Source organism: Rhizobium sp. Root149 (assembly GCF_001427345.1).
GTDB classification, from domain to species: Bacteria; Pseudomonadota; Alphaproteobacteria; order Rhizobiales; family Rhizobiaceae; genus Neorhizobium; species Neorhizobium rhizoryzae.
Genome location: NZ_LMGD01000020.1, coordinates 394,558 through 412,029 on the forward strand (window position 1 = coordinate 394,558; position 17,472 = coordinate 412,029).

General features: G+C 58.1%; 19 protein-coding genes and 1 tRNA gene. 8 read left to right on the top strand and 12 right to left on the bottom strand.

The window, feature by feature from the left end:
- Nucleotides 1–4: 4 nt before the first annotated feature.
- Nucleotides 5–874, bottom strand: a complete 870-nt coding sequence (dapD, locus tag ASD54_RS14045; protein WP_062555219.1) for a 2,3,4,5-tetrahydropyridine-2,6-dicarboxylate N-succinyltransferase — start codon at nt 872–874, stop codon at nt 5–7.
- Between the two features lie 150 nt (nt 875–1,024).
- Here dapD and ASD54_RS14050 point away from each other — a divergent pair, with 150 nt between their 5' ends.
- Nucleotides 1,025–1,903 carry an LOG family protein gene (locus ASD54_RS14050; protein ID WP_062555220.1) on the top strand — a complete coding sequence of 293 codons (879 nt, stop codon included), beginning with the start codon at nt 1,025–1,027 and terminating at the stop codon, nt 1,901–1,903.
- Between the two features lie 82 nt (nt 1,904–1,985).
- On the opposite strand, the gene ASD54_RS14055 is transcribed toward ASD54_RS14050, so the two are convergent.
- Together ASD54_RS14055 and ASD54_RS14060 are read right to left on the bottom strand one after the other, a co-directional pair.
- Nucleotides 1,986–2,696 carry a hypothetical protein gene (locus ASD54_RS14055; protein ID WP_062555221.1) on the bottom strand — a complete coding sequence of 237 codons (711 nt, stop codon included), beginning with the start codon at nt 2,694–2,696 and terminating at the stop codon, nt 1,986–1,988.
- A 123-nt stretch (nt 2,697–2,819) separates the two neighbouring features.
- Complete coding sequence (locus tag ASD54_RS14060) at nt 2,820–3,530, bottom strand: pyrimidine 5'-nucleotidase (protein WP_062555222.1); 711 nt, start codon at nt 3,528–3,530, stop codon at nt 2,820–2,822.
- A 99-nt stretch (nt 3,531–3,629) separates the two neighbouring features.
- Here ASD54_RS14060 and ASD54_RS14065 point away from each other — a divergent pair, with 99 nt between their 5' ends.
- Nucleotides 3,630–4,532 carry a DMT family transporter gene (locus ASD54_RS14065; RefSeq protein ID WP_062555476.1) on the top strand — a complete coding sequence of 301 codons (903 nt, stop codon included), beginning with the start codon at nt 3,630–3,632 and terminating at the stop codon, nt 4,530–4,532.
- 6 nt (nt 4,533–4,538) lie between these two features.
- Here the strand turns inward: ASD54_RS14065 and argB are convergent, their stop codons facing one another.
- On the bottom strand, nt 4,539–5,426 hold the full coding sequence (gene argB, locus ASD54_RS14070) for an acetylglutamate kinase (protein ID WP_062555223.1): 888 nt from the start codon (nt 5,424–5,426) through the stop codon (nt 4,539–4,541).
- A 125-nt stretch (nt 5,427–5,551) separates the two neighbouring features.
- Here argB and ASD54_RS14075 point away from each other — a divergent pair, with 125 nt between their 5' ends.
- The 3 genes from ASD54_RS14075 to ASD54_RS14085 all read left to right on the top strand — a co-directional run bounded on the left by ASD54_RS14075 (nt 5,552) and on the right by ASD54_RS14085 (nt 7,515).
- Nucleotides 5,552–6,094: a sigma-70 family RNA polymerase sigma factor gene (locus tag ASD54_RS14075; protein ID WP_062555224.1), complete on the top strand. Its 543-nt coding sequence runs from the start codon at nt 5,552–5,554 to the stop codon at nt 6,092–6,094.
- The gene (locus ASD54_RS14080) at nt 6,091–6,822 is read left to right on the top strand and encodes an anti-sigma factor (protein ID WP_082547212.1); all 732 of its coding nucleotides are present in this window, start codon (nt 6,091–6,093) and stop codon (nt 6,820–6,822) included. The genes ASD54_RS14075 and ASD54_RS14080 overlap by 4 nt, the downstream gene beginning before the upstream one ends.
- Before the next feature lie 132 nt (nt 6,823–6,954).
- Nucleotides 6,955–7,515: a fasciclin domain-containing protein gene (locus ASD54_RS14085; RefSeq protein ID WP_062555226.1), complete on the top strand. Its 561-nt coding sequence runs from the start codon at nt 6,955–6,957 to the stop codon at nt 7,513–7,515.
- A gap of 36 nt (nt 7,516–7,551) precedes the next feature.
- Here ASD54_RS14085 and yihA read toward each other — a convergent pair whose 3' ends face one another.
- The 5 genes from yihA to rpmH form a co-directional block, all read right to left on the bottom strand.
- Complete coding sequence (gene yihA / locus ASD54_RS14090; RefSeq protein WP_062555227.1) at nt 7,552–8,208, bottom strand: ribosome biogenesis GTP-binding protein YihA/YsxC; 657 nt, start codon at nt 8,206–8,208, stop codon at nt 7,552–7,554.
- Nucleotides 8,209–8,259: 51 nt separating this feature from the next.
- Complete coding sequence (locus ASD54_RS14095; protein ID WP_244484757.1) at nt 8,260–9,180, bottom strand: DMT family transporter; 921 nt, start codon at nt 9,178–9,180, stop codon at nt 8,260–8,262.
- A 62-nt stretch (nt 9,181–9,242) separates the two neighbouring features.
- Nucleotides 9,243–11,045, bottom strand: a complete 1,803-nt coding sequence (gene yidC, locus ASD54_RS14100) for a membrane protein insertase YidC (protein ID WP_062555228.1) — start codon at nt 11,043–11,045, stop codon at nt 9,243–9,245.
- Nucleotides 11,045–11,437, bottom strand: a complete 393-nt coding sequence (gene rnpA, locus ASD54_RS14105; protein WP_062555229.1) for a ribonuclease P protein component — start codon at nt 11,435–11,437, stop codon at nt 11,045–11,047. Before rnpA ends, yidC begins: the two co-directional genes overlap by 1 nt.
- 28 nt (nt 11,438–11,465) lie before the next feature.
- The gene (rpmH, locus tag ASD54_RS14110; RefSeq protein WP_062555230.1) at nt 11,466–11,600 is read right to left on the bottom strand and encodes a 50S ribosomal protein L34; all 135 of its coding nucleotides are present in this window, start codon (nt 11,598–11,600) and stop codon (nt 11,466–11,468) included.
- Between the two features lie 350 nt (nt 11,601–11,950).
- Between rpmH and ASD54_RS14115 the strand changes: the two genes are divergently transcribed.
- The 3 genes from ASD54_RS14115 to ASD54_RS14125 all read left to right on the top strand — a co-directional run bounded on the left by ASD54_RS14115 (nt 11,951) and on the right by ASD54_RS14125 (nt 15,856).
- Nucleotides 11,951–14,011, top strand: coding sequence for a methyl-accepting chemotaxis protein (locus ASD54_RS14115; protein WP_062555231.1), 2,061 nt, complete (start codon nt 11,951–11,953; stop codon nt 14,009–14,011).
- A gap of 205 nt (nt 14,012–14,216) precedes the next feature.
- On the top strand, nt 14,217–15,647 hold the full coding sequence (locus ASD54_RS14120) for a HAMP domain-containing sensor histidine kinase (protein WP_244484764.1): 1,431 nt from the start codon (nt 14,217–14,219) through the stop codon (nt 15,645–15,647).
- 132 nt (nt 15,648–15,779) lie between these two features.
- A tRNA-Arg gene (locus tag ASD54_RS14125) sits at nt 15,780–15,856 on the top strand.
- Nucleotides 15,857–15,892: 36 nt separating this feature from the next.
- Here ASD54_RS14125 and ASD54_RS14130 read toward each other — a convergent pair.
- From ASD54_RS14130 to ASD54_RS14140, 3 genes are all read right to left on the bottom strand, one after another.
- A complete protein-coding gene (locus ASD54_RS14130; protein ID WP_156379222.1) occupies nt 15,893–16,306 on the bottom strand; it encodes a curlin in 414 nt (137 codons plus the stop codon).
- A 201-nt stretch (nt 16,307–16,507) separates the two neighbouring features.
- Nucleotides 16,508–16,900, bottom strand: a complete 393-nt coding sequence (gene csgH, locus ASD54_RS14135; protein ID WP_062555233.1) for a curli-like amyloid fiber formation chaperone CsgH — start codon at nt 16,898–16,900, stop codon at nt 16,508–16,510.
- 51 nt (nt 16,901–16,951) lie between these two features.
- Nucleotides 16,952–17,383 (bottom strand): curlin, encoded by a 432-nt coding sequence (locus tag ASD54_RS14140; protein ID WP_062555234.1) that lies wholly within the window; start codon nt 17,381–17,383, stop codon nt 16,952–16,954.
- Nucleotides 17,384–17,472: the final 89 nt, after the last annotated feature.

Sequence of the window (17,472 nt, forward strand, 5' to 3'; positions counted from 1 at the left end):
TCAATCAGTCGCGCAGCAACTCGTTGATGCCGGTCTTGGAGCGGGTCTTTTCGTCGACGCGCTTGACGATGACCGCGCAATAGAGATGCGGCGCAGGCTGGCCATTGCCCATGGTGGCGTTGCCGGAGGGCATGGAGCCCGCAACGACAACGGAATAGGGCGGAACTTCGCCATAGGTGACTTCGCCGGTTGCGCGGTCCACGATCTTGGTGGACTTGCCGATGTAGACGCCCATGCCGAGCACGGAGCCTTCGCGAATGATGCAGCCTTCCACCACTTCAGAACGTGCGCCGATGAAGCAGTTGTCTTCGATGATGGTCGGGCCTGCCTGCATGGGCTCCAGAACGCCGCCAATGCCGACACCGCCAGAGAGATGGACGTGCTTACCGATCTGAGCGCAGGAGCCGACGGTCGCCCATGTATCGACCATGGTGCCTTCGCCCACATAGGCGCCGAGGTTTACGAAGGAGGGCATCAGCACGACGCTTGGCGCGATATAGGCGGAGCGGCGAACGACGGCATTGGGCACCGCACGGAAGCCGGCCGAACGAAATTCCGTTTCGCCCCAGTTTTCGAACTTGGAAGGAACCTTGTCCCACCAGGTGGAAGCGCCGGGACCACCCTTCACGACTTCCATGTCGTTCAGGCGGAACGACAGAAGCACGGCCTTCTTCAGCCACTGGTGAACAGTCCAGTTACCGTCTTCGCCGCGTGTTGCGACGCGCAGCTTGCCGCTATCGAGCAGGTTCAGCGCCTCTTCCACGCTGTCGCGCACTTCGCCGCGCGTGCTGATTGAAATGCTGTCGCGCTCGTCGAAAGCCTTTTCGATCAGGGCTTCAAGGGAGGCGTAGTCCTGGCTTGCTGTGCTGGTCATCGGGAAATCCTGCGGCTGTCGCTCGTAACGTGATGGGGTAGGCTCTCTTGCCGACTGGCAAATTGGTGCCTTTTGCTCTAAGCGAGCGCCATCCGGGCGTCAATGCGAATTGGCGCCCTCCGTGATTCGTATCTTGAGGGATTGTGCGCAATGGCGAAAGCAGGCGATGAGAAGAAGATGCGGCGCAAGGATGGTGTATGGGATCCGTTGAAGGCGAGTTCCGTCGACAAGCTGCGCGCCCGTCAGGTTCCCAAGACGCCGCAGTCTGAGTCGCCGTCCTATCGCCTTGCCTATGTGGATGAGGATTTCCTGTGCCGCCCGGAGCTGCGCCCCGTCCGCCTGCAATTGGAACTGCTCAAGCCTGAAATGATGCTGACCGAGATGGGCATCAAATCCACGGTCGTACTGTTCGGCGGTGCGCGCATTCCCGCACCCGGCGCGGAACCCTGGGCTGCCAAGAACGATGTTCAGCGGGACAATCTTAAGAAGGCTTCCGTTTTCTACGAGGAGGCTGAGAAGTTTGCGGCACTGTGCGCCCGCCATTCGGCACTCTCGAATCACCAGGAATTCGTTGTCGTCACCGGGGGCGGCCCCGGGGTGATGGAAGCGGGTAACAAGGGCGCATCGGAAGCCGGTGCCCCCACCATCGGCTTGAACATTCTTCTGCCGCATGAACAGGCGCCAAACCAGTATGTGACGCCGGAGTTGAGCTTCAACTTCCACTATTTCGCCATCCGCAAGATGCACTTCTTGATGCGTGCACGCGCTGTCGTAGTGTTTCCGGGTGGTTTCGGAACTCTGGATGAGCTGTTCGAGGCGCTGACGCTGATCCAGACACGCCGCATGGAACGCGTTCCGTTGATCCTGTTTGCCCCGGAATTCTGGAACCGCATCATCGATTTCGAAGCGCTTGCCAATTTCGGCACCATCGCTCCGGACGATATGGATCTCATCAATTTCGTGGAGACAGCAGATCAGGCCTGGAAAGTCATCGCCGACTTCTACGACCTGAACGGCAAGAAAGAGTAGAGACTGAAAAGGTCCGCTCCCGGCGGCAGGAGCGGACCTCGCAATGCAGCGGCTGGATAGCGCGCTGCGCTACCGGTCGCGATTAAAGCGGCTGGCTCGGGATATCGTCGATGGAAATGACGCCATCCTTGTTGCGGTCCATGCGCTCAAACAGCTTCGTTGCGGCATTGGCAGCTTCATCCTTGCTGATCTGCCCATTTTCGTCCGTATCGACAAAGCGGATGAGGGCAGCTGCCGGCATCATGCCCGGTCCCTTGCGTGGACCATCCCAATCGTCTCTGCCCCCATGATCGCGGCCATGGTCGCGTCCGTGGCGACCTTCCGCCATGTCGTGATGGCCGCCATGCTTTGGTCCATGGCCTGGCTTGCCGTCGGGCTTGCCGTCGGGGCCTGGCGGAGGCGGCGGCGGAGCGTCGGCACCCTTGGCCTGCTCTTCCGGCTTTGCCTGGTCATTTGCAGCCCGTTCAGCCTTGCGCTGCTCCCGGAATTCTTCCATGCGCGCCTTGTGGTACTGGCGAATTTCACCGGGCGTCAGGTTGCCGTCCTTGTTGGCGTCAGCGGCATCGAACAGCTTGGTCTCCCAAGCGGCAACTTCTTCCTTGGTAATCTTGCCGTCCTTGTTCGTGTCGGCGTCTTTCAACAGCCGTACGAATACCAGTTCCTGCATCATCCCGCCACGGGGGCCATGCCCTTCTCTGTCCGGGCGACCGGGCGCGGCGAAGCTTGCAGGCGCCAGCGCGCCCACCAAAAACGTTGCGCCAAGCGCGGCGAGTGCAACTCTCTTGAGTGTCATGTGGGTTGCTTCCTTTCCCTTTGTCTTATGACAACGAAGGTAGGAGCAGAGCCGTTCCGACACCACTTAAAGAACCGTAAGGCTGGATGAAACTTTGGTAATCTTGGTTGTGGCGAGATCAGTTCAACCGCGGTTCAACGTTTGCAGAAATGTCGCAAGGTCGTCGGTAACGTAATCGATGTTCTCGTCGTCTTCGCGCACCTCTTCCCAGCGCTCGATAACGAATTCGCCCAGATTTCTGGGTGCAAGAAGAACCGTCTTCATGCCAAGCGCCCGTGGAGCAATGAGGTTGCGCGGCAGGTCTTCGAACATGGCCGCGTGGGCTGTGTCGATCCGCTTCAACTGGGTGAACTTGTCGTAGGTTTCGCCCGCAGGCTTCGGAACGTAATCCGCAGCGACAATATCGAAGATATCATCGAAATGATCGAGGATCCCGAGCGCCCGGGCCGCAGCCTCCGCATGCGATACGGTGCCATTGGTGAAGATGAACTTGCGCCCGGAGAGAGCCTTGATTGCTTCGCCCAGTTCCGGATGCGGCAGGAGCGCCGAGTAATCGATGGCATGAGCCTTTTCGAGAAAGGCATTCGGATCAATCTTGTGGTGAATCATCAAACCGCGCAGCGTCGTCCCATGCTCGTGATAGTACTGCTTCTGCAGTTTCCTTGCCTCTTCCGGCTCCAACTGCAGAAGGGTCGCGACGAAATCCGTCATGTTGCGATCGATCTGCGCAAACAGATTGATGTGATGCGGATAGAGCGTGTTGTCGAGGTCGAAGACCCAGTCACGGACATGCGAGAAATCGGCGGGGTCAGGTGTGTTCGTCATCTTTGCCATGCGCGCTTTATGCCTTGAGCCGATGAGAATTGAAAGGGGAGAACGCTTAAGCATCCGAGCGGACTTGGCGGCTCATGACCTGCATGTTAGCCCAGCATGATGGAACTCTGGATCCCCATCACCATTGCGGCTGCATTCCTGCAGAATCTGCGCTCTGCCCTGCAGCGTCATCTGCGTTCCAGCCTCGGCACCCGGGGCGCCAGTTTCGTGCGCTTCGGCTACGGTTTTCCGGTTGCCGTTCTTTACGTCGCGGCCCTCCATTTTCTTGGAGGCTATTTCCTGCCGCAGATGAACTGGCCCTTCGTTGGCTGGGCAATCCTCGGTGGTCTGGCACAGATCTACGCGACGATCATGCTGGTCTATCTGTTTTCCTTGCGGAACTTCGCGGTTGGAACTGCCTACTCGAAAACAGAGCCCGTGCAGGCGGCGCTGTTCGGTCTGGTGCTGCTCGGCGAAAGACTTCAGCCGGGAACCGTCCTTGCCATCATCATCGGCGTTATCGGTGTCATGCTGATCTCGGTTGCACGCACGCCACTCAATGCACGCAGTCTATTGGCCGCGCTTTTCAGCCGCACAGCCCTCATCGGCATTGCGTCGGGCGGTGTCTTCGGAATCTCGGCCGTCGCCTATCGCAGCGCGTCTCTGTCCCTGGACGGACCCAATGCCGTGGTGCAGGCAGCCTTCACGCTGGCCTTTGTCACCGGGTTCCAGACGCTCTACATGCTGGTCTGGATGGTGTTTACCGACCGTGCCGAAATCGGCAAGGTCATCCGGTCCTGGCGGTCGTCGGCGCTGGTCGGGCTGGCCGGTGTTCTGGGATCTGCGGGATGGTTTACGGCCATGACGCTGCAGCAGGTGGCCTATGTGAGGGCGCTGGGCCAGATCGAACTCGTCTTCACCTTCGCAGCCTCGGTCTTCCTGTTCAAGGAGCGCATCAACCGGCTGGAAGTCTTGGGATGCCTGCTCATTCTGACAGGCATCCTTGGTCTCATTTTCGTCTGAGCGATATCAGGGAACGATGAGTGTTCCTGCGCCACCTTCTGTGTAGATTTCCAGAAGAACCGAATGCGAGGTCTTCCCGTTGAGGATGACAACGCCCTGGACGCCCGCCTTGATGGCGTCGATGCAAGTCTCGACCTTCGGAATCATGCCGCCGGAAATCGTACCGTCCTTGATGAGCGCCTGCGCCTGCGCAACAGAAAGCTCCTTGATCAGGTTCTTGTCCTTGTCGAGCACGCCTGGCACATCGGTGAGGAACAGCAGACGGTCGGCGCGCAGCGCGCCCGCAATCGCGCCGGCAAACGTGTCGGCGTTGATGTTGTAGGTCGCGCCATCACGGCCCGGAGCAACAGGCGCGATGACGGGGATCATTTCCGACTTCGCCAGAAGGTCGAGCAGCGTACGGTCGACTTCCACCACTTCACCGACGAAGCCAAGGTCCAGAACGCGCTCGATATTCGATTCCGGATCGATCACGGTCTTCTTCGCCTTTTCGGCAAACACCATGTTGCCGTCCTTGCCGCAAAGCCCGATCGCCCATTCGCCCGTCTGGTTGATGAGCGCGACGATTTCCTTGTTGATCGAACCGGCCAGCACCATTTCGACGATCTCGACCGTCTTCTGGTCGGTCACGCGCAATCCGCCCTCGAACTTGGATTCGATCCCCATCTTGGAGAGCATTGCGCCGATTTGCGGACCGCCACCATGCACGACAATCGGATTGACGCCCGCCTGCTTGAGAAGTGCGATGTCTTCGGCGAAAGCGCGACCGAGCGCCGCGTCACCCATCGCATGGCCGCCATATTTCACGACGATGGTCTTGTTCTCGTAACGCTGCATGAAGGGCAGGGCCTGCGCCAGCAACTGGGCCTGCATCTCGCTTTCGGAAGGGGACATGAAAACACCTCTGGAACCTTGGTGCGGCCTTTTAACCCATGTTTTTGACGGAGGAAATAATCCGTTTGAAACAAATGACCGTAAGCGGCTTGAGACTGCCAAATGTGCCGTGGGAGATGAGTGCAATGGGTGAGACCGATCTCCCGGATCTGCTGGCCCGGGTAGCCTTGCAGGATCGTGCCGCTTTCCACGCACTTTATCTTGCCGCATCCCCGAAACTTTTCGGTATTTGTCTTCGTCTCCTCAAGGTGCGGTCGGATGCGGAAGATGCGTTACAGGAAATCTTCGTCAAGATCTGGTATCGCGCCGACCGTTTTGTCGGAGGACAGACCAGCGCAATGCCCTGGCTCTGCGCGATTGCGCGGAACCATTCGCTGGATGTGCTGCGAAGCCGCAAGCAAGAGACGGAAAATCTGGACGATGAAGCGGACAGCCTTGTTGATGATGCTCCGGATCCGGAGGCGCAAACTGTGATCAGTGGCGAAGGAAGGCGCATTGACAGGTGCATGCAAGAGTTGGATCCTGATCGGGCACAGGCGGTTCGCGCGGCTTATGTCGATGGCATGAGTTACCAGGAACTGGCGGAACGATACGATGTGCCGCTGAATACGATGCGGACGTGGCTGAGGCGCAGTCTTTTGAAACTGAGAGAGTGCATGGACCGATGACTAGGCCGGACCAGAGCGAAGGGGATCGCGCAAGAGACGAAGTTCTTGCTGGCGAGTATGTTCTGGGCGTGCTGCCCGCCGAAAAGCGTCAGCAGGTCGAACAGCGAATTCGGCGCGACCGCGCCTTTGCGGCTATGGTCGCACGCTGGCAGGAAAATCTGTCGTCCATGGATGATGAATACACTCCTCAACTGCCACCGGACTCTGTGTTTCCGCAAGTGCAACAGCGCCTGTTCACGAGGGGCTCGCAACAGGCGCAGCTTTCGGGACTTGGGCAGCGTCTGTGGTCATCGGCCCCTGTTTGGCGAACCTTGGCCCTTGCCTCGTTCCTGATGCTGATTGGTGTCGCCATCTTTGGTCTGCAGCCTCCGTCTTCCCTGAAGACAGGCGGACAGATGCAGGCGCAACTGAAAGGGCAGGAAGGGACCAATATGAGCCTGCTCGCAAGTTACGAGCCGCGCAGTGGAAGGCTCGTCATGACACCTGTCGCCAATACCCAGGCGGAGCCGAAGTCTCTGCAACTGTGGATGATTGACGGAAACGCCCCGCCGGTTTCACTCGGTCTGATGCCGGAGGGCGCAAACGGCGATGTCATTGTTCCAGACACGATGCGACGCCTTATTACAAATGGTGTCACGCTGGCCGTAAGCCTGGAACCGAAGGGTGGCTCGCCATCCGGCGGTCCTACCGGTCCCGTGCTGATGTCAGGCCAGATGGCTGCTCGCTGATCAGTTCATTTATTTTAGATTAGCTGAAACTTTCTCTTCGCAGGCTTCGTCCTTCTGGATGACCCGACTATTCCGGGCCACCCAACGGGCAAGAGTCCCGTCGGCGTTTGAACGAAGGAAGAGGAAATATCCATGTTCAAATTCGCGATGCACACATTGGCAGCTGTCGCCCTGGTAGCGGGTACCGCCGCTCCCGTCTTCGCTGCAAATCCGAAGGTCGGCGGCGCGCCGATGTATGAAACAAAGACCATCGTCGAGAATGCCGTCAACTCCAAGGATCACACGACGCTGGTTGCTGCTGTGAAGGCTGCCGGTCTTGTCGATACATTGTCCGGCAAGGGCCCCTTCACCGTGTTCGCGCCGACGAATGCCGCATTCAAAAAGCTGCCGAAGGGTGCGGTCGATAACCTCCTGAAGCCGGAAAACAAGGCGCAGTTGCAGAAGGTGCTGACCTGCCATGTTGTCGCGGCTGATGCCATGTCCGGCATGATCGCCAAGATGATCAAGGACGATGGCGGTACGCACGACGTGAAGACGGTTGGCGGATGCATCCTGAAAGCGAAGATGAACAAGGGCCGCATAACGCTGACCGATGAAAATGGAAGCGTTGCTCGTGTCACGATTGCCGATGTGAAGCAGTCGAACGGCGTGATCCACGTGATCGACCGCGTTATGCTGCCGAAGACCATGTAAGAGTCAGACCAAGGTCCGGCCTGGCTCACCGATGCGTCAGGCCGGACGCCCGATCGTCTTCAGGATTTCCGCGCGCAGAGCATCGAGACCTTCGGACTTTTCCGACGATGTCGCCAGAACCTCCGGATAGGCGGCGGGTCGCTTTCGGATCTTCTCCAGCGTTTCGTCGACCAGTTTCGGTACGGCAGGTGCCTTGATCTTGTCGGTCTTTGTCAGGACGATTTGGTAGGAGACGGCCGCCTTGTCGAGTAGCGACAGAACCTCATCATCGTTCTTCTTCAGGCCATGGCGACTGTCTATCAGAACATAGACACGCTTCAGTGTCGCGCGGCCGCGAAGATAATCGAAGACCAGTTTCGTCCAGGCATCCACCTGTTCCTTCGGGGCCTGCGCATAACCGTAACCGGGCATATCCACCAAGGCCATCGGCGGCAGATCGTCGCCTTCACCGGAATAGCCATCGGGGACGAAGTAGTTGAGTTCCTGGGTGCGGCCGGGCGTATTGGACGTGCGTGCCAGACCCTTCTGCCCCACAAGTGCATTGATCAGCGAAGACTTGCCCACATTCGAGCGTCCTGCAAAAGCAACCTCGAGCGGTCCTTCCGGTGGCAGGAATTTCATGGCGGGAACCCCGCGAATGAAAATCCAGGGGTGCCCGAAGATCGGCTTTGTGCTTTTGGTGTCGCTTGTCATGAATAGTGCCTTTGTTTCAGCTCCCGTGCATTCAGGGTTTCGATGCCCGAGTCAAGCAGAACGCGTCAGGTTTTGTGTTTCCTTTGGTCCCGGCCTGTTCAGCAGGTAGGTGAAGAGAGCCCCGAAGACAATCGCTCCGCCGATCAAGGTTCGCTGTGAGGGGATTTCGCCATGCAACAGAACCATCCACATCGGAGCAAGGATCATTTCCAGGGTGCCGAGCAGGGCAGCGAGCGCGGACGGGATCATGCGGGCGCCAGTCACATAAAGCGCCATGCCTAGGCCGAGGTTCAAGGCTCCGAACGCGAAGAGCAGCGCCATATCCTGAGCCGGCGCAAGGAATGAACCGGCCTGAGTTGCTGCGGCAAGCGTTGCAATCAGAGAGCCAAGACAGGCGGCAGGCGTCATCCTGATGCCTGGGTGGCGCCGCGTGATGACCGTCATGCCCGCAAAGATAAGGGCTATGGATGCCGCGAGCGTAAGCCCGATGACGGAAAGGCCTTCACCCAGCGAAGACGAGACCATAATCCCGACACCGCACATTACAGCAATGATGGCCAGCCATGTGACGGGTGTGATCTGCTCCTTGAGGAAGATGCGAGCAAACAGGGCTGCAAAAAGCGGGATGGAGGCCATGAAGAGCACAACGTTCGCAACAGGTGTCATGCTGACGGCCAGAACAAAACAAGTTGAAATGACAGCAAAGCCAGTGGCAATCACCAGCCCTGGCGTTCCCATGGATGAAAACAGCCGCGCTGTTCCTCGAGGCCCATCTCTCAGTATCATGAAGCCAAGCAGGAAGAGTGCAGCAAAGAAGCAGCGCCAGAACACAATCGTCCAGGTGTCATCGATCCGGATGAAGCGCTGGATTGCGCCGCCATAGCTCCAGACGAAAGCAGACGCTGCCACAAGGAGAATACCCATGAAGCGAGACGAAAAACGGTTGGGTATCGGTGTTTCGCCTTTCAGCAACGGGCAACCTCCTGAAACAAAAAAGCCCCGGCTCTGTTGAAGCCGGGGCTGGATGAACCGCGCTATTTCGTTCCTGCCGGCTTTCGCTGGAACATACTCTTGAGATTGCCGAACAGTTCGATCTTGGCACCATGACGCTTCATGATCAGAGCCTGCTGCGTGATGGAGAGGGTGTTGTTCCACGCCCAGTAGATGACGAGACCGGCTGGGAACGACGCCAGCATGAAGGTGAAGACCAGCGGCATCCACGTAAAGATCATGGCCTGCGTCGGATCTGGCGGGGTCGGGTTCATGCGCATCTGCAGGAACATCGTGACACCCATGATGATGGGCCAGATGCCGATCATCAATGCATGCGGCACGTCGTAGGGCAGCAGGCCGAAGAGGTTGAACAGCGATGTCGGATCGGGCGCAGACAGATCCTGGATCCAGCCGAAGAACGGTGCGTGGCGCATTTCGATCGTGACGTAGATGACCTTGTAGAGAGCGAAGAACACCGGGATCTGAAGCAGGACCGGCCAGCAGCCTGCAATCGGGTTGATCTTCTCTTCCTTGTAGAGCTGCATCATCGCCTGTTGCATGGCCATGCGGTCATCGCCATGCTTTGCCTTCAATTCCTCCATCTTTGGCTGAACGCGCTTCATCGCGGCCATGGAAGCGTATTGCTTGCTGGCAAGCGGGAAGAACAATGCCTTGACCACGATGGTGGTGCAGAGGATTGCAACGCCAAAGTTGCCAAAGAAGCGGAAGAAGAAATCCATCAGCTTGAACATCGGCTTGGTGATGAAATAGAACCAACCCCAATCGATGAGCAGATCGAACTTCGGAATTGAGTAGCTCGCTTCATAGCCGTCGACGAGCGGTACTTCCTTGGCGCCTGCAAAGACGAGATTTTTGATCTCGGTCGGCTGGCCCGGCTGGACGGTGAAGCTGTCGGACTTGAAGTCCGCCTGATAGCGCGTCTGACCGTCCGCGAGATAGCGGAACTGGGATTCGTAAGCGAGCGTCTGCGGCGGAATGAGTGTTGCGGCCCAATACTTGTCTGTTATGCCAAGCCAGCCGCCGGTCGCCTTGGGATTGACCGTGGCTTCCTTCTCGACATTGCTATAGCTGTGTTCGGAAAGACCAGCCTCGGAGCCGATGACGCCGAGAAAGCCTTCATGAATCACATAAACGGATGGATGGTTCGGCTTGTTATAGCGTGTGACGCGTCCATAGGTCGAAAGATTTACGGGTGCGCCGGTCGGGTTCTCGATCTTGTCGGTCACCGTCAGCATGTAATGCTCATCGATGGCGACCGTACGGTTGAACACAAGGCCTTTGTCGTTGGTGAACGTCAGCGTCACCGGTGTCTGCACGGTCAGCTTGGCACCTGCAGGAGCCGTCCATACGGTGGACGGACCGGGAACCGTTCCGGTTTCCTGGCTGCCGATGTAGCCAAGTTCGGTGAAATAGCCGTCCTTCGTGTCGGCCGGAGAGAAGAGCACGATGGTCGGGCTCTTCGGATCGACCGTCTCATGGTATTCGCGAAGGCTCAGATCGTCGAAGCGAGCGCCCGTGAGGTTGATCGAGCCGGAGAGAGCAGGCGTGTCGATCACGACGCGTGCGGACTTCGCAAGAGATTCTTCGCGCGTGACCTGGGCCTGAGCCTGTGCGCTGGCAGGCAGGGTGCCGTTCGGCTGTACGCCGGATTGAGCGCCAGGGCTCTCCGGCTGGATGATTTGGCTTTGCCCCTGGCTCGCGAGCCGGGCTTCCTCGGCGCGACGCTGGGCTTCCAACCTCGGATTCATATAGAGGAATTGCCAGGCAAGAACGATCACCACTGAAAGGGCGATCGCGATGAAGTAATTGCGATTCTTTTCCATCATGCTTTCCTGGAACGGGTCTCCTCGGACCGCTTGTGTTTCGGTCTGCTTCCGATCCGCTCGGAAAGCGCTTTCGTCACGTCGGCGAAAGGCGCGCTGAGTAATTCGCGCCGCGCGACAATGACGTAGTCATGACCGTCTTTCATTGCAAACTGGGCGCTTTGACGAACTGCTTCGCGCAGCCGTCGCTTCATCCGGTTTCGCTCAACAGCATTGCCCTGCTTCTTCGTGACCGTGAAGCCGACGCGGGGCTCGCTTGCGGGATCCTTGCGGTCGAGAACCTCCAGAAGGAAGAGGGGTCCACGCCGCTTCTCACCGTCCCTCACGGCAAGAAACTGCGGCCGACTTTTCAGCCGCCCGACAGTTCGCTGCATAATGTCTTTCGACTTCATTGCCCGGTCAATCTCGGGCTATCGACACTTAGGCCGACAGACGCTTGCGGCCACGTGCGCGACGGGCAGCAAGAACCTTGCGACCGCCAGGCGTAGCCATGCGGGCACGAAAGCCGTGACGACGCTTGCGAACAAGCTTGGATGGTTGGTAGGTACGCTTCATTTTTTTAACACCGCGGTGTGCGGCCCTTCTTGAAGTTGCTCCGTGAGGAGCAAGAGCGTTGTTTGAAAACGTTTCGGCCACAGGTGCGCTGTTGCGCTACAGCCTGATATGCCGGACGTGCGCGGCTTATAAGGGCATCAGCCGCGCAAAGTCAATCATTGCCGCCTTCACATCACGGTAACTCTGAATCCAAGTTTGGTTCGTTCACCTATGCGAGTGTACCATTTACGATACAAGCTCTGATTTATGTTCAGGTTTCCTTAATTACTAGATGGCAAAATTTTGGGCAATTGAAGCTGTCCGGGAGCGGGGGCTCAGTAACCGGCGACACGGAAGACAGGAAGGGCGCAATGAGAATTCGAGGCAAAATTAATTTACTTGTTGGTATACTGAGTCTGGTTGCATTGGTTGTCGGCGGACTGTCGCTGTTTGCAATTCTTGAGTACAGCAATCGTATGGCAGCATTTGATAACGCTGCCACGCGTGCCTACAAGGGCGAAACCCTGAACCGCGCGGTTACGGCCGTGGTCATGGAAGCACGTGGCATCTACGCTGCGAAGGACGCAGCAGACGCCGAGAAGTTTGGCCCCGGCCTCATGAAGAGCCTGGATCAGATTGATCTGGTCCTGGCTTCCTGGCAGCCGCTGGTTCCCAAGGAGCAGCGTGCTGTTTTCGACGCCATGGTCTCGCGCGCAAAGGAATTCCGTGCGTTCCGTTCTGAAACGGTGCGGCTGGCGAAGGAGGAAGGTCCTGTCGCGGCCAACAAGCAGGGTAACAACGAAGCGAACCGTAACAACCGAAAGGCATTTCAGGCCGAAATCGACGCTGTCGTTGCTGCCGACCTTGCCGAACTGGACAGCGTCCAGAAGAGCACGGAAAGCTTCGGTCAGACACTGTTCGTCATGATCGCCACGATTACTGCCATCGGCGTTATCGCAGGCGCTGCTGTCGGCATGTTCATTGGCACTCGTTCGCTGAGCAACCCGATCCTGGGCTTGACTGAAGCGATGAAGCGCCTTGCCAACGGCGACTATTCCACCGACATCCCGTCCATGGGTCGTCAGGATGAGATTGGCGACATGGCTGCTGCCGTCGAGGTATTCAAATCGAACGGTGTCGAAGTCAATCGCATGAACGCGCAGGAAAGCGCAAACCGTGCCAAGAGCGATGCACTCCAAAACCGCATGGCCAGCGTTCTGGCGGCGGCTGCGAGCGGTGATTTCTCATCGCGCATCAATAAGGAATTCGGTGATCCGGCACTCGATCGCTTTGCTCGCAACGTCGATGAACTGCTCGAAGCGGTTGACTCCGGCCTGACCCAGACTGGTGCAATCCTGAAGCGCCTCGCCGTTGGCGATCTGACGGAGACGATGCGCGGAGAATTCCGTGGCGCCTTTGCCGAACTGCAAACCAATGTCAACGAGGCCATCACTGGTCTGCGCAAGACTATGGAAGAGATCCGCAACGCCACGAGCTCGATCAACAGCAACTCTGAAGAGCTCCGTATCGCGGCAGACGATCTTTCCCGCCGGACAGAGCAGCAGGCCGCCGCGCTTGAACAGACTTCGGCAGCCCTTGATGAAATCACGGCCGTTGTGAAGACCTCTACGACTCGCGCACAGGAAGCCAGTGAAATGGTGACCGAAGCCAAGCAGAGCGCTGCCCAATCCGCAACTGTTGTTCGTGACGCCATCACAGCAATGGGCCGCATCGAGCAGGCTTCTCACGAAATTTCTCAGATCATCAATGTGATCGATGAAATCGCTTTCCAGACGAACCTGCTAGCTCTGAATGCAGGTGTCGAAGCGGCTCGTGCCGGTGAGGCAGGCAAAGGCTTTGCCGTCGTTGCCCAGGAGGTTCGTGAACTGGCTCAGCGGTCTGCGAACGCCGCCAAGGACATCAAGACGCTTATCACGAAGTCCGGCGATGAGGTTGCTGGCGGCGTGAAGCTTGTGCAGAAGACGGGCGCTTCGCTCCACGAAATCGAGACGCAGGTTCTCAGCATCAACGATCACATCCACTCGATCGCGGTTGCTGCCCGGGAACAGGCAACTGGCCTGCACGAGATCAATACCGCCATCAACCAGATGGACCAGGTCACGCAGAAGAACGCTGCCATGGTGGAAGAGACGTCCGCCGCGACACACAAGCTTTCCAGCGAAACGGCAACACTCTTCTCGCTGCTGTCACACTTCAAGATTGGTGATATGGTCGTCGCTGCGCCTTCGAATTACGCATCCGAAGCAACTGCGCGCCCGGTCGTCTCTCGTGTGCCCCGTGCTGCCGATACGGCATCTGCACCCAAGGCCTCGCCAGCCCGCAAAATGATGGGCAATCTCGCCCGTGCTCTTTCGGTACCAAGCGCTGCCGTGGCGGTTGCCGCCAGTGGCGAGAACTGGGAAGAGTTCTGAGAACTGCCGAATTAACGAACTGTAATGAAGGTTTGGCGTCCGAGGGCTGGAAAAACCCCTCGGGCGCCATTATCATTTCGTCTTGAGCTAGGTAGGCCCGAAGGCTTGCTGTCAAATGGGAACGGAGTTCCGCATGAGCAGAGTGGCGGATCTATCCGCCCGACAGACACTGGCAGGAGACGATGCGGACGCGGCGATACAGCGGATGCCGCGGCGCCTCCACGGCCTGTCAGGGCGCCTCCTTTGGCTGACAGTCGCCTTCGTCATGTTTGCCGAAGTTCTGATATTCATACCGTCCATCTCCGTGATGCGCACGACCTGGCTGCGCGACAGGCTCGATACGGCCGCTGCGGCTGGCATCGTCATCGACGGCCTGCAGCCAGCTGAATTGCCCCGCGAGGTCCAGGACGACACGCTGCTTGCGACCGGGACGAAGGTTCTAGCGCTGCGCAAGGATGGAACGTCTCGACTTCTGGCGGCCATTGATGTGCCTCCACAGGTTGATGACCAGTACGATCTCGCCAATGAAGGCGCTGTGAACGCCATGCAAAATGCGCTGGATACGCTGCTTCTGGGCGGCGGGAAGGTGATGCGCGTCTTCGGTCCGATCGGTGAGACCGACATGATCATTGAGCTCGTCATGACGGACGATGCCCTTCGCAAGGCGATGATCAGCTTTTCTAAGCTTATGTTCGGTATTTCACTTTTGATCTCAATGGTGACAGCCGGACTGATCTACGTATCGATCAACCGCATGATGATCAGTCCGATCCGCCGTTTGACGCATGGCATGCAGCGCTTTTCCGATCGTCCCGAAGATCCGGACCGAATTTTTCAGCCGGGCAGGGCCAAGGGTGAGCTTGAAGTGGCCGGTCAGCATCTGGCTGCCATGCAGATGGAATTGCAGCGCACACTCAAGCAACAAAAGAATCTTGCCGATCTTGGTCTCGCGGTTTCCAAGATCAATCACGACATGCGCAACATCCTCGCCTCGGCCCAGCTGATGTCCGACCGGCTCGTGGACGTGGAAGATCCCATGGTGCGAAGCTTTGCCCCCAAGCTTCTGCGCACGATTGATCGGGCAGTTGGCTACACCAACGAGGTTCTTGCCTACGGTCAGGCCTCGGAGGCGGCGCCGCGCCGCAGGCTGCTGAAGCTCGCCGACCTCTGTCAGGACGTTCGAGAGATGCTGGCCATTGATCCGGAAGGAACCATTGGATTCGTCGAGCAGATTGCGGAGGATCTGGAGGTTGACGCCGATGGTGAGCAGCTGTTCCGCGTGATCCACAATCTGTGTCGAAACGCCGTTCAGGCACTCAGCCAGGCTGAGCCGGGCGAAGACGGGCAGGCTCACCGTATTTCGCTCAGTGCGCAGCGTGTGGGATCGGTTGTCAGCATCATCATCGACGACAATGGACCCGGCATGCCGCAGAAGGCCCGTGAAAACCTCTTCACGGCGTTTCGGGGCGCTGCCCGCTCTGGTGGAACGGGCTTAGGCCTGGCCATAGCGCGTGAGCTCGTGCTCGCGCACGGGGGTACAATTGCGCTTGTTGAGAAGCCGGGACGGGGCACGCAATTTCGCATAGAGATTCCTGATCGACCAGTCTCACTGGAGAGCTATCGCGCGAGGGCATGAAAATAACCGATATTTATCAATGGCTTGACCATATATTTCAAGAAAATGACGTCTGATTTTTCAAAAGCGCTTGCAATCCTAAACGTAACGCTTTAGAGGATCGCCAACGCCGACGGACAGTCGGTGAGGCAAGCACCCGTAGCTCAGCTGGATAGAGCACCAGACTACGAATCTGGGGGTCAGGAGTTCGAATCTCTTCGGGTGCGCCATTCCTCTTCCAACGACATTGATAGAACGTGAGCGGATCACCGCCATCCGTAGCTGAACGTCAGGCCGCTTTCGTGGCCATGTTGCTCTACGTCGGTCGCCGCACCGCGACCGTACTGAAATATGCCGTAGGCATTGTCGTCGCCGTTCTGGCGCAGTGTCGCGGAGTGGTCGCTGCCGCGCTGCCGGATGAATCCCACATTGTCTCTCCCGTTCTGCGCGACGCCAGCTTCATTGTGTGAACCGTCCTGCCGGATCTCTCCTTGCTTCAATCCCCGATACATGGAGTAGAGCCTTATGCCGGTCGAAAGCAGGTCTCCACCCTGATCCCGCGAAGGGTTGAGCGTGAAGGAGACCGACCCTCCTGCATAAGCGGGCGTTTGCGTGCCAAGCGACAGGGAAAGGGCTGTCAAAGCAAGAGCGGCTACGGGTGTCTTCAGCAGGCGGTTCATCATCGGTCTCCTCTTGATCTGAGCCTAAAGAGACCTTGCCATGCCGTGGCTGAATGGCTGCGGAATCAGGTGTTTAACTCTCGTTTAACTTCTTTGGTCGGACATGCCATGCGGCATGGCGGGCCGCAGATCCGGCTTGATCTTCCAAAAGAAAATCCGGCTCGCTTGAGCCGGATGAAATTGCTTCGCTGGTGGCAGAGGTCAGATTTTCGCGCCGACCGTCTCGGTGCAGTTGGCGCTGGTCCCGCCGGCTTTCACCTCCAGCTTCGCGTCATAGCTCGATCCTGAACCCAGCGAGACCATTCCCAGCGAATTCGACTTGGCAGGATCCGCATTGAACGGTCCACCTTGCTGGATCACGCTGTTGCCGCCTTGTCCTGATCCATCGACCATAAGTCGGTAGGTGCCCTCTACGCTTTTCTCCGAGAACGCGAGAGCTTCCAGTGTGACGTTGCCGCCGGATTTCGTGACGCGAAGCTCGCAGCGTAGCGGACCCTTGCTTGAGCCCGCGATGGCAAGCCCTGCCGTTCCGCCCACTGCTGCGAGCAGGAGGGCGACGATGACGGTGCTCTTGGCATTGGTATTGATGAACATGGCCATTCTCCAAACAAACTGGCATGCGTGGGCGGATGTCGTGGCTTGAAATTAATCGCAGGACTGGACGAAGGCCGCGATATTACCGCTGCCGGCCTGCGCTACATTCGCGCTACAGCCACGGCCCACCTGAACACCGGCAGCGATATTGCCATTGCCGTCCTGGGTGAGGATCGTCTGATGATCGGAGCCGAACTGGCCGACACCTGCGCTGTTGCGGCTTCCGGTCTGATAGGTGCTGGCGGAATTGCGGTTGCCGTCCTGGCCCGTGACGGAGAGGTTGTCGTAACCGCGCTGATGAGAGGCCGCTGAGTTGCCGTAGCCGTTCTGGTAGGATCTTATGCGGTTCCAGGATCCATGCTGCGCGCCGCCAGCGGAATTGGACCATCCGTATTGATCGATCCGGACATCGTTGGCCAAGGCCGGCACAGCAGCAGTGAGGCTGGTCAGGGCTGCAAGAGCGATGAGAGTTTTGCGGATCATGAAAGCGTCTCCTTGTGCGGATCGTTCCGCCATTGAACGCTTTCTTTTTAAATTGCCGATGCGGAATGGCGTCTGAAGACGCCATTTAG

Bases quoted from the DNA above. Each gene is read 5' to 3' on its own strand.
- yidC (WP_062555228.1), bottom strand. From the start codon at position 11,045: ATGGAAAAGAATCGCAATTACTTCATCGCGATCGCCCTTTCAGTGGTG.
- argB (WP_062555223.1), bottom strand. From the start codon at position 5,426: ATGTCCCCTTCCGAAAGCGAGATGCAGGCCCAGTTGCTGGCGCAGGCC.
- ASD54_RS14115 (WP_062555231.1), top strand. From the start codon at position 11,951: ATGAGAATTCGAGGCAAAATTAATTTACTTGTTGGTATACTGAGTCTG.
- ASD54_RS14130 (WP_156379222.1), bottom strand. From the start codon at position 16,306: ATGAACCGCCTGCTGAAGACACCCGTAGCCGCTCTTGCTTTGACAGCC.
- ASD54_RS14050 (WP_062555220.1), top strand. From the start codon at position 1,025: ATGGCGAAAGCAGGCGATGAGAAGAAGATGCGGCGCAAGGATGGTGTA.
- rnpA (WP_062555229.1), bottom strand. From the start codon at position 11,437: ATGAAGTCGAAAGACATTATGCAGCGAACTGTCGGGCGGCTGAAAAGT.
- rpmH (WP_062555230.1), bottom strand. From the start codon at position 11,600: ATGAAGCGTACCTACCAACCATCCAAGCTTGTTCGCAAGCGTCGTCAC.
- dapD (WP_062555219.1), bottom strand. From the start codon at position 874: ATGACCAGCACAGCAAGCCAGGACTACGCCTCCCTTGAAGCCCTGATC.
- ASD54_RS14085 (WP_062555226.1), top strand. From the start codon at position 6,955: ATGTTCAAATTCGCGATGCACACATTGGCAGCTGTCGCCCTGGTAGCG.
- ASD54_RS14075 (WP_062555224.1), top strand. From the start codon at position 5,552: ATGGGTGAGACCGATCTCCCGGATCTGCTGGCCCGGGTAGCCTTGCAG.
- ASD54_RS14080 (WP_082547212.1), top strand. From the start codon at position 6,091: ATGACTAGGCCGGACCAGAGCGAAGGGGATCGCGCAAGAGACGAAGTT.
- ASD54_RS14055 (WP_062555221.1), bottom strand. From the start codon at position 2,696: ATGACACTCAAGAGAGTTGCACTCGCCGCGCTTGGCGCAACGTTTTTG.
- yihA (WP_062555227.1), bottom strand. From the start codon at position 8,208: ATGACAAGCGACACCAAAAGCACAAAGCCGATCTTCGGGCACCCCTGG.
- ASD54_RS14140 (WP_062555234.1), bottom strand. From the start codon at position 17,383: ATGATCCGCAAAACTCTCATCGCTCTTGCAGCCCTGACCAGCCTCACT.
- csgH (WP_062555233.1), bottom strand. From the start codon at position 16,900: ATGTTCATCAATACCAATGCCAAGAGCACCGTCATCGTCGCCCTCCTG.
- ASD54_RS14060 (WP_062555222.1), bottom strand. From the start codon at position 3,530: ATGGCAAAGATGACGAACACACCTGACCCCGCCGATTTCTCGCATGTC.
- ASD54_RS14065 (WP_062555476.1), top strand. From the start codon at position 3,630: ATGGAACTCTGGATCCCCATCACCATTGCGGCTGCATTCCTGCAGAAT.
- ASD54_RS14120 (WP_244484764.1), top strand. From the start codon at position 14,217: ATGCCGCGGCGCCTCCACGGCCTGTCAGGGCGCCTCCTTTGGCTGACA.